11 protein-coding genes are annotated in these 14,435 nt (G+C 73.0%); 5 read left to right on the forward strand and 6 right to left on the reverse strand.

Annotated elements, in window-relative coordinates; translation table 11 throughout:
- Positions 1 to 100 precede the first annotated feature (100 nt).
- The 4 genes from ACQP2Y_RS22375 to ACQP2Y_RS22390 are packed head-to-tail and all read left to right on the forward strand — an operon-like array spanning position 101 to position 3,702.
- Positions 101 to 745, forward strand: a complete 645-nt coding sequence (locus ACQP2Y_RS22375) for a hypothetical protein (protein WP_433731309.1) — start codon at positions 101 to 103, stop codon at positions 743 to 745.
- The gene (locus ACQP2Y_RS22380) at positions 738 to 1,817 is read left to right on the forward strand and encodes a peptidoglycan-binding protein (protein WP_433731311.1); all 1,080 of its coding nucleotides are present in this window, start codon (positions 738 to 740) and stop codon (positions 1,815 to 1,817) included. The genes ACQP2Y_RS22375 and ACQP2Y_RS22380 overlap by 8 nt, the downstream gene beginning before the upstream one ends.
- Complete coding sequence (locus tag ACQP2Y_RS22385) at positions 1,814 to 2,518, forward strand: ABC transporter ATP-binding protein (protein ID WP_433731313.1); 705 nt, start codon at positions 1,814 to 1,816, stop codon at positions 2,516 to 2,518. Before ACQP2Y_RS22380 ends, ACQP2Y_RS22385 begins: the two co-directional genes overlap by 4 nt.
- A complete protein-coding gene (locus ACQP2Y_RS22390; protein ID WP_433731315.1) occupies positions 2,518 to 3,702 on the forward strand; it encodes an ABC transporter permease in 1,185 nt (394 codons plus the stop codon). The genes ACQP2Y_RS22385 and ACQP2Y_RS22390 overlap by 1 nt, the downstream gene beginning before the upstream one ends.
- Before the next feature lie 3 nt (positions 3,703 to 3,705).
- On the opposite strand, the gene ACQP2Y_RS22395 is transcribed toward ACQP2Y_RS22390, so the two are convergent.
- Positions 3,706 to 4,470, reverse strand: coding sequence for an SAM-dependent methyltransferase (locus tag ACQP2Y_RS22395; RefSeq protein ID WP_433731317.1), 765 nt, complete (start codon positions 4,468 to 4,470; stop codon positions 3,706 to 3,708).
- A gap of 218 nt (positions 4,471 to 4,688) precedes the next feature.
- Between ACQP2Y_RS22395 and ACQP2Y_RS22400 the strand changes: the two genes are divergently transcribed.
- Positions 4,689 to 10,175 carry a biotin carboxylase N-terminal domain-containing protein gene (locus ACQP2Y_RS22400; protein ID WP_433731319.1) on the forward strand — a complete coding sequence of 1,829 codons (5,487 nt, stop codon included), beginning with the start codon at positions 4,689 to 4,691 and terminating at the stop codon, positions 10,173 to 10,175.
- A 42-nt stretch (positions 10,176 to 10,217) separates the two neighbouring features.
- Here the strand turns inward: ACQP2Y_RS22400 and ACQP2Y_RS22405 are convergent, their stop codons facing one another.
- The 5 genes from ACQP2Y_RS22405 to ACQP2Y_RS22425 all read right to left on the reverse strand — a co-directional run bounded on the left by ACQP2Y_RS22405 (position 10,218) and on the right by ACQP2Y_RS22425 (position 14,381).
- Positions 10,218 to 10,529 carry a hypothetical protein gene (locus ACQP2Y_RS22405; RefSeq protein WP_433731321.1) on the reverse strand — a complete coding sequence of 104 codons (312 nt, stop codon included), beginning with the start codon at positions 10,527 to 10,529 and terminating at the stop codon, positions 10,218 to 10,220.
- A gap of 6 nt (positions 10,530 to 10,535) precedes the next feature.
- Positions 10,536 to 11,780: an amidase domain-containing protein gene (locus ACQP2Y_RS22410; RefSeq protein ID WP_433731323.1), complete on the reverse strand. Its 1,245-nt coding sequence runs from the start codon at positions 11,778 to 11,780 to the stop codon at positions 10,536 to 10,538.
- 101 nt (positions 11,781 to 11,881) lie between these two features.
- Positions 11,882 to 12,430: a DUF1062 domain-containing protein gene (locus tag ACQP2Y_RS22415; RefSeq protein ID WP_433731325.1), complete on the reverse strand. Its 549-nt coding sequence runs from the start codon at positions 12,428 to 12,430 to the stop codon at positions 11,882 to 11,884.
- 188 nt (positions 12,431 to 12,618) lie between these two features.
- Positions 12,619 to 13,728 (reverse strand): sensor histidine kinase, encoded by a 1,110-nt coding sequence (locus ACQP2Y_RS22420; RefSeq protein WP_433731327.1) that lies wholly within the window; start codon positions 13,726 to 13,728, stop codon positions 12,619 to 12,621.
- Positions 13,725 to 14,381, reverse strand: a complete 657-nt coding sequence (locus tag ACQP2Y_RS22425) for a response regulator transcription factor (protein WP_433731329.1) — start codon at positions 14,379 to 14,381, stop codon at positions 13,725 to 13,727. The genes ACQP2Y_RS22420 and ACQP2Y_RS22425 overlap by 4 nt, the downstream gene beginning before the upstream one ends.
- Between the last annotated feature and the right edge of the window lie 54 nt (positions 14,382 to 14,435).

Raw genomic sequence — 14,435 nt, forward strand, 5'->3', positions numbered from 1 at the left:
CCGGGACATGACATCGGTCCGACAGCGCGCGTAGCGCTGGTGTCATCACCGGGCCGGTAGACCTGTCGGCGTCCTGCGGAACCGACGAACGGGGTTTGTGATGAAGCGCTACCGGGTGGCCGCCGCGGTCAGTGCCGCGCTGGTCTTTCTCGGCACGGCCGGCGCGTGTACCGATGAGCCGGCCACGCCCACCGTGCCGCGGCTGGCTGTCAGCGGCAGTGCCGGCACCGGTGAGGGAACGGGTGACGAGGAGAATCCCAACGCGGTCGGCGGTGACAGCAGCGCCGAACGCCGGGCCGAGCTGCACGCCGCCGCGCAGTGCATCCGTGCGCACGGCGCGCCGCGCTACCAGGATCCGCTGCTGACCGCGGACGGCTACGTCTACACCGACGACGTGGCCCTGCGGGACGTGGAGCAGCAGCAGATGACCGCGATCGAGGCGGCGTGCGGTGAGCTGATCCGGGCGGCGAAGTTCTCGATGCGGGACCAGGGCCCGCCGCCGCCCAGGCTGATCCAGGCGGGCGTCAAGTCGGCGCAGTGCCTGCGCGCGAACGGCCTGCCCAACGTCAAGGATCCGACGGTCGACAGCCGGTTCGCGCCGGGCAAGGGATTCGGGCTCGATCCGACCGGCATCCCGGCCGGGGGCAAGCAGGATCCGACTGTACGGCGGGCGCTGGAGGCGTGTCGCAGCGTCCTGGACGAGGAGGCGGCGATGTCGAGTCTCGGGAACCTCGGCAATGCGTAGGCGGGCCGTTCTCAGCGGGGCCGTGCTGGTGGTGGCCGGTACCGCCGGAGCCGGCTGGTGGTTGCGCGACGCTCCGCCGCCGTCCGCCGCTGCCGGGGTGCCGACCGGCACCGCGACGGTGACCCGTACCGACCTGTCCACGACGACCCGGGTCTCCGGGACGCTCGGCTACACCGGCGCGTACGCCGTCTACCGGCAGGGAGCCGATGGCACGGTGACGTGGTTGCCGCAGCCGGGCCAGGTGATCACCCGAGGCGGGCGGGTGTTCGCGGTCGACAACCGGCCGGTCCGGCTCTTCTACTGCGACCGGCCCGCCTGGCGGTCGCTGAGCCTCGGCGTCACTCCCGGGCCGGACGTGCGCGCGGTGGAACGGAACCTCGTGGCGCTCGGACACGCCACCACGGCCCGGCTGACCGTCGACGGCACCTTCACCCGGGCCACCGCCGCCGCGCTGCGCCGCTGGCAGCGGGCGACCCACCAGCCGGTCACCGGCCGGCTGGCGCTGGGCGCGGTCACCTTCCAGCCCGGGCGGTTGCGGGTCACGACCGTCACCGCTCAGGTCGGCGGTCCGGCGGCCGGCGAGGCCGGGGGCGCGGTGCTCTCCGGTACGTCGCCGACGGTGGCGGTGACCCTGGCGGTGCCGGTGACCGACAGCCATCTCGTCCGCCTGCGCGACGCCGTCACCGTCACCCTCCCCGACGGCGACACAGTGCCCGGCCGGGTCAGCGAGCTGTCCACTGTGGCGTCGTCGCCGAGCGAGCAGGAGCTCGGCCGCGGCAACGAGATGCCGTCGGTGGCGGCCACGGTCACGCTCGGCCGCCAGGTGGCCGGGGCCCGGTTCGACCAGGCGCCGGTCGAGGTCGGCGTGGTCACCGACTCCGCCGAGGGGGTGCTGGCCGTACCGGTCACCGCGCTGGTCGCGCTGGCCGGCGGCGGGTACGGCCTCTATCTGCTCGACGGCGGCACCCGGCAGCTGATCGGGGTCACCCCGGGCCTGTTCTCCGACACCCTGGTCCAGGTCGAGGGCGCCGGCCTGCGCGAGGGCGCCACCGTGGAGGTGCCGGCGACATGACCGCCGCCCTGGAACTCTCCGCGGTGAGCAAGGTCTATCCGCCACCGTCCACCGTCACCGCGCTCGCCGACATCAACCTGGTGATCGGCGCGGGCGAGACGGTGGCCATCACCGGCGCCTCCGGTGCCGGCAAGTCGACGCTGCTGAGCATCCTCGGCACCCTGGAACGCCCCACCAACGGTACGGTCCGGATCGCCGGGACCGACACCTCGGCCCTGTCCGACCCGGGGCTGTCCGACGTCCGCGCCACCAGCCTCGGCTTCGTCTTCCAGCAGTTCTTCCTCCTGGAGCACCTCAGCGTGCTCGACAACGTGGCGACCGGGCTGCTGTACCGCGGCATGCCGGCCGCCGCCCGCCGTACGCACGCCGCCGAGGCGCTGGCCCAGGTCGGACTCACCGGCCGGATCCGGCACCGCGCCGGGCAGCTCTCCGGCGGCGAACGGCAACGGGTCGCGATCGCCCGCGCGGTCGTGGGCCGGCCGGCGGTGCTGCTGGCCGACGAACCGACCGGCAACCTCGACTCGGTCACCGGCGCGGGCATCACCGAGCTGCTCGCCGGACTCGCCGGCGACGCCACCACCGTCGTCCTGATCACCCACAACGCCGACGTCGCCGCGGCCATGCGCCGCCAGGTGCACCTGCGCGACGGCCGGATCGTCGCCGACAGCAGGCCCCGGCCGGCGTCCGGAGAGGACTCCTGATGGCCTCGCGCCTGCGGCTACCCGACGCGATCACCCTGGCCACCGTCGGTCTACGGGCCCGGCGGGTGCGCTCGGCGCTGTCCGCGCTCGGCATCGCCATCGCGATCGCCGCGGTGGTCGCGGTGCTCGGCATCGCCGAGTCGGCCAAGGCCGACCTGGTCACCCAGCTCGGCGAGCAGGGCAACCTGCTGACCGTGGCGTCCGGACAGTCGGTCAACGGCCGCGAGGTGCCGCTGCCCGTCACCGCCGAACCGATGATCGCGCGCATCCCGCCGGTCCGGACGGTCACGGCCGTGGGCAGCGTCCGCAATGTCACCGTACGGCGCAGCGCTGCGATCCCGGCGGCGCAGACCGGCGGCATGAACGTGCTCGCCGCACAGCCCTCACTGCCGGCCGCCGTGTCGGCGCGACTGCTGCTCGGCCGCTACCTCGATCCGGCGGCGGACCGGTACCCGCTGACCGTGCTCGGCCACGAGGCGGCCCGGATCCTGGGCATCGGCTCCCTGGCCACGCCGACGCAGGTCTACCTCGGCGAACACTATTTCACCGTGGTCGGTGTGCTCGCGCCGGTGGAGGTCGCGCCGGAGCTCGACGTCGCGGCGCTGATCAGCTTCCGCAACGCCGAGGAGCTGTTCGGGCGTACCGGCGGGCCGAGCCGCATCTATCTGCGCTCCGATCCGGACCAGGTGGCCGCGGTGGCGTCCGTGCTCACCGCCACCACCGTCCCGGACGGGGAGCAGGACGTCCAGGTACGCCGCCCGTCGGACCTGCTGGTCGCCCGGATCGCGGCCAAGGGCACCTTCGTCGGGCTCTTCCTCGGGCTGGGCAGCATCGCCCTGCTGATCGCCGGGGTCGGCATCGCCAACATCATGGTGATCTCGGTGCTGGAACGCCGCGGCGAGATCGGTCTGCGCCGCGCGCTGGGCGCCCGCCGCCGGCACGTCGCCGCGCAGTTCCTGCTGGAGTCGACGCTGCTGGCGGCCATCGGGGGAGTGCTGGGGATCGCGCTGGGGGTGCTGGCGACCGCGGTGGCCGCGCGGCTCGGCGGTGATCCGGTCGCGATACCACCGGCCGGGCTGGCGGCCGGCCTCGGCGCGGCGCTGCTGGTCGGAGCGCTCGCCGGGCTCTACCCGGCGGCCCGGGCGGCCCGCCTGTCCCCGGCGGAGGCCCTGCGCACTCTGTGACCCTCAGGGCTTGCGGCCGACCCCGCACAGCACGTCGAGCGGCCGGGCAACGCCGGAATCCGGCCGCCACAACGGCGCGGAGGTCACTCCCGGGTCGATCAGCTCCAGCCCGGCGAAGAACCGGGCGAACTGGTCGGGGCCGCGCAGCACGTACGGCGGGTTGGCCTGCTCGTTCCAGATCTTCTCGGCGGTGCCGTGCCGCTCGCTGCGGGATCCGTCGAGGGCGATGAAATAGCTGCCCGGGGCCAGGGCCGCGAGGTAGTCGTCGACCATCGTGGCTGCCTCGTCGTCGTCGACGATGTGGCCCAGGATGCCCGACATGATCAGCGCGACGGGCCGGTCCAGGTCCACTGTGCGGGTGGCTTCGGCCAGCACCTCCGCGGACTGCCGGGCGTCGGCGTGGAGGTATCGGGTGGCGCCCTGCGGGGTGCTTGTCAGCAGCGCTTGGGCGTGCGTCTGCACCAGGGGGTCGACGTCGACGTAGACGACCCGGGACTCCGGCGCCAGCCGCTGCGCCACCTGGTGGACGTTGTCGGCGGCCGGCAGGCCGGAGCCGACGTCGAGGAACTGGCGGATCCCGGCCTCGGCGGTGACGTGGCTGACCGCGCGCACCAGGAAGGCCCGCGACGCGCGGGCGTTCTCGACGATCTGCGGGAACGCCTCGCGGATCTGGTCGCCCACCTGCCGGTCGACGGCGAAGTTCTCCGTCCCGCCCAGCCAGTAGTTCCAGATCCGCGCGGTCTGCGGTTCGTTCGGTTCATCGGCCATCGTCACTGATTCTGGCGGCTGACGGCGGGCACGGACAACCCCGCGGCGGGGCGGGGTCCAAGCGCTTTTGTGGGGTTCCCACAAAAGCCGGGCTCCGGCGTGCGTGATCCCGGCATTGTTGTACCCACCGGTAATCAAGGAAGGTAGAGATCAGGTGGAGGCGGCGCTCCGGGACCCGGACGTCGCCTTCTGTGCGTTGCGCTTGGGAGGCTCAGCCGGTGTTCAGTCGTGTCGCCATCGTCAACCGTGGAGAGGCCGCGATGCGGCTCATTCACGCTGTCCGGGATCTTTCGGCCGAAACCGGGACACGGATCGAGACGATCGCCCTCTACACCGATTCCGATCGCACCGCGACCTTCGTCCGCGAGGCCGACCACGCGTACCTGCTGGGCCCGGCCGCCGCGCGCCCCTATCTCGACCTCGCCGTGCTGGAGCGGGCGCTGGTGGAGACCCGGGCCGACGCGGCCTGGGTCGGCTGGGGCTTCGTCGCCGAGGACCCGGCGTTCGCCGAGCTCTGCGAGAAGGTCGGGGTCACCTTCGTGGGGCCCAGCGCGGACGCGATGCGCAAGCTCGGCGACAAGATCGGCGCCAAGCTGATCGCCGAGGAGGTCGGCGTCCCGGTCGCGCCGTGGAGCCGCGGCGAGGTCGCCACGCTCGAGGACGCCCTGCGCGCCGGTGACCGGATCGGTTACCCGCTGATGCTCAAGGCCACCGCGGGCGGCGGCGGGCGCGGCATCCGGATGGTCGCCTCGGGCGAGGATCTGGCCGACGCGTACGAGCGCACCAGCCAGGAGGCGCTGCGGGCGTTCGGCTCCGGTGTCGTCTTCCTGGAGCGCCTGGTCACCGGGGCCCGCCACGTCGAGGTGCAGGTCATCGCCGACGGGCAGGGCACCGCGTGGGCGCTGGGGGTGCGCGACTGCTCGGTGCAGCGGCGCAACCAGAAGGTCATCGAGGAGTCGGCCTCCCCGGTGCTCTCGCCGGAGCAGACCGCCGAGCTCAAGACGTCGGCCGAGCGGCTCGCCGTCGCCGTCGGTTACCGCGGCGCCTGCACCGTCGAGTTCCTCTACCACCCGGGCGAGAAGCTGTTCGCCTTCCTGGAGGTCAACACCCGGCTCCAGGTCGAGCACCCGATCACCGAGATCACCACCGGCACCGACCTGGTCCGGCTCCAGCTGCACGTGGCCGGGGGCGGGCGGCTGACCGGCCCGCAGCCGGCCGAGTCCGGCCATGCCGTCGAGGCCCGGCTGAACGCCGAGGACCCGGACCGCGACTTCGCCCCGTCGCCCGGCCGCATCACCCGGCTGGTGCTGCCGGCCGGGCCCGGCATCCGGGTGGACACCGGGGTCAGCGAGGGCGACACCATCCCGGCCGACTTCGACTCGATGATTGCCAAGATCATCGCGTACGGCCGGGACCGGGACGAGGCGCTGGGCCGGCTGCGCCGCGCGATGGCCGAGACCACCGTGATCATCGAGGGCGGCACCACCAACAAGAGCTTCGTGCTCGACCTGCTCGACCAGCCCGAGGTGATCGACGCCAGCGCCGACACCGGCTGGATCGACCGGGTCCGCGGCGAGGGCCGCCTGGTCAGCCACCGGCACTCGGCGATCGCCCTGGCCGTGGCCGCGATCGAGGCGTACCAGGACGAGGAGGAGGTCAGCCGGCAGCGCCTGCTGGCCACCGCGCACGGCGGCCGGCCCCAGGTACAGCACGAGATCGCCCGCCCGCTCGACCTCAAGCTGCGCGGCGCCTCCTACCGGGTGAGCGTCGCCCGGGTCGGCGGGCAGCGTTTCCGGGTCGGCATCTCCGGCGGCGGCGACATGCACCCGGCCGACGTCGAGGTGGAACGCTTCGACGCGCACAGCGGCCGGGTCGTGGTCAACGGCCACCGGTTCCGGCTGGTGTCGGCCACCCACGGCCCGATCCACCTGGTCGAGGTCGACGGGGTCACCCACCGGGTCAGCCGCGACGAGGGCGGCGTCGTGCGTTCCCCCGCGCCCGCGCTGGTGGTGGCCACGCCGCTGGCCGTCGGGGACGAGGTCGAGGCCGGCGCGCCGATCCTGGTGCTGGAGAGCATGAAGATGGAGACGGTGCTGCGGGCGCCGTTCCGGGCCCGGGTGCGGGAGTGCCCGGTGTCGGTGGGCAGCCAGGTCGAGACCGGTACGCCGCTGATGCGCCTGGAGCCGCTGGCCGAGGAGGGCACCGAGGTGCAGGCCGCGGGGGCCGGCGAGACCGTCGAGGTGGACCTGCCCGGCGAGCCCGCGGACGTGTCCGCCGCCGACCGCGTCGAGCGTGGCCTGCAGGATCTGCGCAGTCTGCTGCTGGGCTTCGACGCCGACCCGCGCGACCGCAAGCGCCTGCTGACCGGCTATCTGGCCGCCCGGGCCGAGCTCGGCGGCCAGCCGCTGGCCGGTGAGCTGACCGTGCTGACCGTCTTCGCCGATCTGTCCGAGCTGAGCCGCAACAAGCCGGCCGGTGACGTGGAGGTCGAGCCGGGCAGCCCGGTGCACAGCCCGCGTGAGTACTTCCACAGCTACCTGCAGAGCCTCGACGTCGAGCGCGCCGGGGTCACCGAGGCGTTCCAGGTCAAGCTCCGGCAGATGCTGGCCCACTACGGCGTCAACGACCTGGACCGGACGCCGGAGCTCGAGGCCGCGGTCTTCCGCATCTTCCTGGCCCAGCAGCGCATGTCCACCGACGTCGCCGTGGTCTCGGAACTGCTGCGGCAGTGGCTGGCCGGGCCGCCGCCGGCCGAGTCGCTGAGCGAGCGGGCCGGGCTCACCCTCGAACATCTCGTGGAGGCGACCCAGGTGCGCTTCCCCGCGGTGGCCGACCTGGCCCGTGGGGTGGTGTTCCGCTGGTTCGTCCAGCCGCTGCTGCGCCGCAACCGCGCCAAGGTCTACGCCGCGGTCCGGGAGGAGCTGCGCTACCTGGACAACAACCCGGACGCCGCCGACCGCGCCGAGCGCATCCAGGCCATGGTGGCCAGCGCCGAACCGCTGGTCCGGCTGATCGGGCAGCGGATGGGCCGGCCCGGCCGCGACCACGCCGCCCTGCTGGAGGTGCTGACCCGCCGCTACTACGGCAACCGCGGGCTGTCCGAGGTGACCGCGCGCGACATCGCGGGCTGCCGGTTCGTCACCGCCGTGCACACCGGCTCGGAACGGGTGACCCGCGTGGTGACCACCGCCGTGGACATCGCCACGCTGCCGGACGCCCTCGACGCGGTCGGCACGCTCGCCGCCGACGTCGCCGAGCGCGGCCTGGTCGCCGACCTCTACGTCACCTGGGAGGACCAGCCCGACGCCGACGCGATGGCGGTCCGGCTCGGTGAGCTGCTCGCGGTGTGCAGCCTGCCCGCCGGTGTCCGCCGGATCACCACGACCGTCGCCGGCACCAGCGGCGCGGTCATGCACCACCACTTCACCTTCCGGCCCGACGGCGCGGGCTTTGCCGAGGACAGGCTGATCCGGGGCCTGCACCCGCAGATCGCGCGGCGCCTCCAGCTGCAGCGGCTGCGCGAGTTCGACCTCACCCGGCTGCCGTCGGCGGACGAGGAGATCTACCTGTTCAAGGCGGTGGCCAAGAGCAACCCGGCCGACGAGCGGCTGTTCGCGATGGGCCAGGTCCGCGACCTGACGCCGCTGCGCGAGGCCGACGGCCGGCTGGTCGCGCTGCCCGCGGTGGAGGACGCGATCACGGCCGGCCTGGACGCGATCCGCAACATCCAGGCCCAGCGCCCGCCGAACAAGCGGTTCGACACCAACCGGATCATGATGTACGTCTGGCCGGCCACCGAACTCACCAGCGACGAGCTGAACGCCCTGGTCCAGCGCATCCTGCCGACCTCGGCCGGGGCCGGGCTGGAGGAGGTCCAGTTCGTGGCCCGCCAGCGCAACGCCGCGGGCGAGCTGACCGAGGTGGCCGTCCGCATCACCCTGGACCCGGGCAACGGCGCGCAGCTGCACGTGGACAAGCCGTCGACCGAGCCGGTGCAGCCGCTGGACGACTACCGGCAGAAGGTGCTGCGCGCGGCCCGGCGCGGCAACGTGTACCCGTACGAGCTGACCGGGCTGCTCGCCGGGCCGCAGGGCAGTTTCGTCGAGCACGACCTCGACGAGAACGGCGTGCTCGTACCGGTGGACCGGCCCCGGGGCCGCAACTCCGCGGCGATCGTGGCGGGCGTCGTCACCACCCCGACCGAGCGGTACGCCGAGGGCGTCACCCGGGTCGTGCTGCTCGGCGACCCGACCAAGGCGCTGGGCGCGCTGTCCGAGCCGGAGTGCTCGCGGGTGATCGCCGCGCTGGACCTGGCCGAGCGGATGCGGGTGCCGCTGGAGTGGTTCGCGCTGTCGGCGGGCGCGCGCATCTCGATGACCTCGGGCACCGAGAACATGGACTGGGTCGCGGCCGCGCTCAAGCGGATCGTCACGTTCACCCAGCAGGGCGGCGAGATCAACATCATCGTCGCGGGCATCAACGTGGGCGCCCAGCCGTACTGGAACGCCGAGGCGACGATGCTCATGCACACCAAGGGCATCCTGGTGATGACGCCGGACTCGGCGATGGTGCTCACCGGCAAGCAGTCGCTGGACTTCTCCGGCGGCGTGTCGGCCGAGGACAACTTCGGCATCGGCGGCTACGACCGGGTGATGGGCCCGAACGGCCAGGCGCAGTACTGGGCGCCCAACCTGCCGGCGGCCCGCGACGTGCTGATGGCGCACTACGACCACACGTACGTCCTGCCCGGCGAGAGCGCTCCGCGCAAGGCGCGCACGGACGACCCGGTGGACCGTGACGTGTCGTCGTTCCCGCACACCTTCCCCGGCAGTGACTTCGCGACCGTCGGGCAGATCTTCTCCACCGAGCACAACCCGGACCGCAAGAAGCCGTTCGACATCCGTACGGTGATGCGCGCCCTGGCCGACCAGGACCACCCGGTGCTGGAACGCTGGGCGGGCATGGCCGACGCGGAGACGTCCGCGGTGCAGGACGTGCACCTCGGCGGGTGGCCGGTCTGCCTGATCGGCATCGAGTCGCGGTCGGTGCCGCGGCGCGGTTTCCCGCCCACCGACGGCCCGGACACCTACACGGCGGGCACGCTGTTCCCGCGCTCGTCGAAGAAGACCGCCCGGGCGATCAACGCGGCGTCCGGCAACCGGCCGGTGGTCGTGCTGGCCAACCTGTCCGGCTTCGACGGCTCGCCGGAGTCGATGCGCAAGCTGCAGCTGGAGTACGGCGCCGAGATCGGCCGGGCGATCGTCAACTTCGAGGGCCCGATCGTGTTCTGCGTGATCTCCCGCTACCACGGCGGCGCGTTCGTGGTGTTCTCCAAGGCGCTGAACCCGACGATGACCGTGCTGGCGCTGGAGGGCTCATTCGCCTCGGTGCTCGGCGGCGCCCCGGCGGCGGCCGTGGTGTTCTCCGGTGAGGTCAACACCCGTACGGCGAACGACCCGCGGGTGACCGAGTTGCAGGCGCGGATCGCGGCGGCCAGCGGCGCCGAGCGGGCGGCGCTGAACGCGCAGCTGGGCGAGGTGCAGTCGGCGGTGCGCTCGGAGAAGCTCGGTCAGGTGGCGGCCGAGTTCGACCGGGTGCACAGCATCCAGCGCGCGGTCGAGGTCGGCTCGGTGGACGCCATCATCAAGGCGGCCGAGCTGCGGCCCCGCATCATCGAGGCGATCGAGCACGGCCTGAAGCACTGAGGCGTACGGCCGGCCGCGGCGCCCCCGACCGCGGCCGGCCCGTCAGGTGCCGAAGGTGTCCAGGACGGTGGTGAGCCGGCCCGCTCCCTCCGCGTCGGCGTTCGCCGCGTCGCCGGCCGAGACGGTCAGCGCCTCGCCCAGCTCGGCCGTGGCGTCCACAGTCTCCCGCATGCGTTGCTCCCAGACCGTGCGGCAGTTGGTCAGTGACGCCGAGGCCAGCCAGCCGGGGTTGGCCTGCGCCGCCACGTCGCTGAGGTGGAACAGCGAGCGCAGCTTCTGCTTGGCCTCGTCGGCCAGCGTCCGCACGTCGTCACCGGCGGTCGCCACCTGCGCCGGTCGCATCTCGATGCTCATGGCGGCCTACCAGCCCTGCCGGGGCCGGACGATGACCACGCGCTGGTCACCCTCGACCACCTCGTTGGTCGGCAGCCGACCGTCCAGGCTGGCGTCCAGGCGGGAGGCGGTGTGCTGGGTGTAGTGCACGTCGCCGTCCGGGGTCACCGACGTGACGACCGCGGCGTGGTGCACGCCGCCCTCGGCGATGGGGCCGCCGGGCGCCGCCTGCTCCCAGTAGATGACGTCGCCGGGCTGGGCGCCGGAGAGCGGGATCTCGCTGCCGCCGTTCTCCAGGAAGAAGTCGCGTTGCCGGTCCGACACCGTCCAGGCCGGGGTGTGGGTGTAGTCCCGGGCGTCGAGTGCGTCCCAGCCGGTCTGCACGCCCTGGCTCCAGCCGTCCTGGTACGCGCCGCCGAAGTCGTCCAGCTTCGGCGCCAGCCCGGCGTTGGACAGCGCGTACGAGACGAAGTTGGCGCAGTTGTTGTCGAAGATGTCGATGTCGGGGTTGAACGCGTTCTGCTGCGCCCAGCGCACCGCCTCGACCCGGTTGTAGCCGCCGTCGCCCTCCAGCCGGCTTCTGACGTCCTCCGGCAGGCCTGGCAGGTCGTAGAGCTCGACCGGGACGGCCCGCTCGAACGCGGCCCGGTCCTGCGGTGGCAGGGCGTTCCACCAGGCGGCCACGGTCGCCGGGTCCCGGCCGATCGGCAGGGCCTCGGCCAGCAGCTCCACCTGGGAGCGGGAGGCGTCGGCCTGGACGTGGTCGACGGCCCAGTCCCGGTCGGTGTTGAACACCGCGGCGGCGAGTTCGTCGAGCTGGTTGCGGGCTTCGACGTCGATCCGGGTCGCCGAGTCGAGCGCCTCCCGGATCAGCGCGTCGGCCTCGCGGAGTGCCTCGGGCGGAGCTGTGCTGCCGGCCGGGGCGGTGACCCGCCCGTCGGCGTCGACGGTGAAGCCGTTGCGGCGCGCGTAGTCCACGGCGGACTCCAGCGAACGGCGGATCGGGCCGATCGAGTCATCGAGGCCGTACAAGATGGACACCACGCCGTGCATCGTGCCGGCGGCGGTCAGGTAGGAGTTGGCCAGGGCGTCGAGCTTCGCGCCGGCCTCGGCGCCCACCTGGTCCGTCCAGTTCTCGGCGACCTTGGCCGAGCCCCGCTCGAAGATGCCGTTCGCGGCGTCCTCGGACTCGCGGGCGAGGGCGGCCCAGGTGTCGGCGGCCCGGCCCCACTCGTCCGGCCGGGCGGCGAGAAGATTCTCGAAACTCACCATGACGGCACCGTAGGCCGGTGGCGACCACGGACCCGGAGCCTGGCAGCAACCGGCCAGCAGGCCCGCCCGGCGGATCACGCCGGACAGGCCTGCCGGAACGCTCAGCGCTTGAGCGTGAAGGTGAAGTCGCCCGAGAGCCTGCCGGTGAGGCGGACCGCCGAGACGAGACATCCCTCGGCGAGCAGTCTCGCGACCTCGGCCCGGGAGAACCCGAAGCCGTCAGCGATCAGGCGCACCGGCCGGACCGGGATCGGCGCCGCGAAACGCACCACCACCTCGATCGCCTCGCCGTCCGGCTGGTCCGGTTCGCCGGTGTCGAGGCGCCAGGCGCCGTCCCAGTCGAGGGCGACGCGGTTGCGGCGCCACACGAGCGGATCCCGGAGCAGCTCGGCGGTCAGGCCGAGGTCGTTGGCGTGCAGCCGGTCCAGGATCTCCGGCCGGACGGAACGCACCGTCACGCGTTCGAAGAGGGTGAGTTTGGTGGTCTCCCCGCAGCCGGTGCACAGCGCGAGGAGCCAGGCGTCGATGAGCTTGTGGTTGGCGTTGACCCGGAACTTGCCGCTCGCCCGGAAGCGCTGCGAGGCGCACCCGTGGCAGCGGCGGATGACGAGGGGCAGGCGGGTGGGCACGACCACCCAGTTTCTGGACATGGAGATACACCGGTCCCAGTGAGAAGTCCGCAGCGAAAAGGCGCACGTCGCCCAGCGGCGACGCGCGATGAATCAGCGCTCAGGAGGTCTCACAGGACGTACAACGGCATGTCCTCACCGAGGAGACAGGGCGCGAGCACGGTAACGGCGTACGGAACCGCGCGGCCACCGGTTTTCCGGCGACCGCTTCAGTACGCCGCCGGCAGGGTGACGGTCACGACCAGGCCGCCCTCGTCGCGCGGCACGGCGTGCACGTCACCGTCGTGGGCCCGGGCCACCGCGCGCACGATCGACAGGCCCAGCCCGACGCCCGGCCCGGCCAGCCGGTCGGTACCGAGCCGGCGGAACGGCTCGAACAAGCCCTCCACCTCGTACCGCGGCACCATCGGTCCGGTGTTGCTGACCTCCAGCGTGGCCCGCCCGTCCTTGGCGTACGTGGCCACCCGCACCCAGCCGCCGGGCACGTTGTGCCGTGCCCCGTTCTCGACGAGGTTCTGCACCAGCCGTTCCAGCAGCACCGGGTCTCCGACCGTGGTGGCCTCCGCGAGCTCGAGCTGGATGTCGGTCCCGCAGACATGCGAGGCGATGTCCGCCAGGTCCACGTAGGCGCGCTCGGTCAGCTCACGCTCCGAGCGGGCCAGCAGCAGCAGCCCGTCGATGAGCCGGCCGTGCCGGTCGTTGATCGCCAGCAGGGTCGTGCCGAGCTGCCGTACCTCCGGTGACGCCTGCTCCTGGCGCAGGGCGACCTCCAGCAGGGTCCGGTTGAGGGTCAGCGGGGTACGCAGCTCGTGCGACGCGTTGGCGATGAACCGCCGCTGGCCGTCGAACGAGCGGTCCAGCCGGGTCAGCATCAGGTCGAAGGTGTCCGCCAGCTGCTTGATCTCGTCGTCCGGTCCGGCCAGCGCGATGCGCTCGTGCAGGCCGCGGTCGGCCGCCGGCGACTCGGCGATGCGCCGGGCGGCGTCGGTGATCCGGTGCAGCGGTTGCAGCATCCGCCCGGCGATCAGCCAGCCCAGCGCGATCGCGGCGGCCCCGACCACCAGCAGCGCGATGCCGCCCTGGGTGATGAGCGCGGACAGCGCGTCGTCGCGGGTGTCCTCGACGACCCGCTGGAAGATGACGTCGGGTCTCGCCGCGTCCGGCGGTGGCTGCCCGGCCATGCCACCGCCGGTGATGAGGGCCTTGGCGGGCAGCTGCTGCTTCACCAGGACGTAGGTGAAGCCCAGCAGGACGACGCCGGCGGCGAGGAACAGGCCGCCGTACACCAGGGTCAGCCGGCCCCGCACGGTGAGCTTCATCCGATCCGATACCCCACTCCTGGCTCGGTGAGCAGCACCGGCGGGTTGCCGAGCTTGCGGCGCAACTTCAGGATCGTCATCCGTACGGCGTGGGTGAACGGATCCGCGTTCTCGTCCCAGGCCTTCTCCAGCAGCTGTTCGGCCGAGACCGACGTACCGTCGGCGCGCAGCAGCTCGGCCAGCACGGCGAACTCCTTGCGGGACAGCGGCACGTACCGTCCGTCGCGGAAGACCTCGCGCCGGTGCGGATCCAGGCTGATCCCGGCCCGGCGCAGCACCGGCGGCGCGGCCGGCCGCGACCGGCGGCCCAGCGCCGCGACCCGGGCGGCCAGCTCGCGGAAGGCGAACGGCTTGGGCAGGTAGTCGTCGGCGCCCAGGGCCAGCCCCTCGACCCGGTCGTCGATGTCCGCCGCCGCGGTCAGCATGATGATCCGGGCGGTGGTGTCGCGCCCGGCGAGCTGCCGGCACACCTCGTCGCCGTGCACGCCGGGCAGGTCCCGGTCCAGGATCACCACGTCGTAGTCGTTGACCCCGGCCCGTTCCAGCGCGGCGGCGCCGTCGTAGACCACGTCCACCGCGTGGGTGTCGTGGCGCAGACCCGCCGCGACGGTGTCGGCCAGCAGCGGCTCGTCCTCGACCACCAGGATGCGCATGCCTCCATGGTGGCCCAAGGTCACGTCACCTGGGCGTCACGGTTTGGCGTGACG

Origin of the sequence: Actinoplanes sp. CA-051413, from assembly GCF_050955795.1 — a bacterium.
Classification (GTDB): domain Bacteria; phylum Actinomycetota; class Actinomycetes; order Mycobacteriales; family Micromonosporaceae; genus Actinoplanes.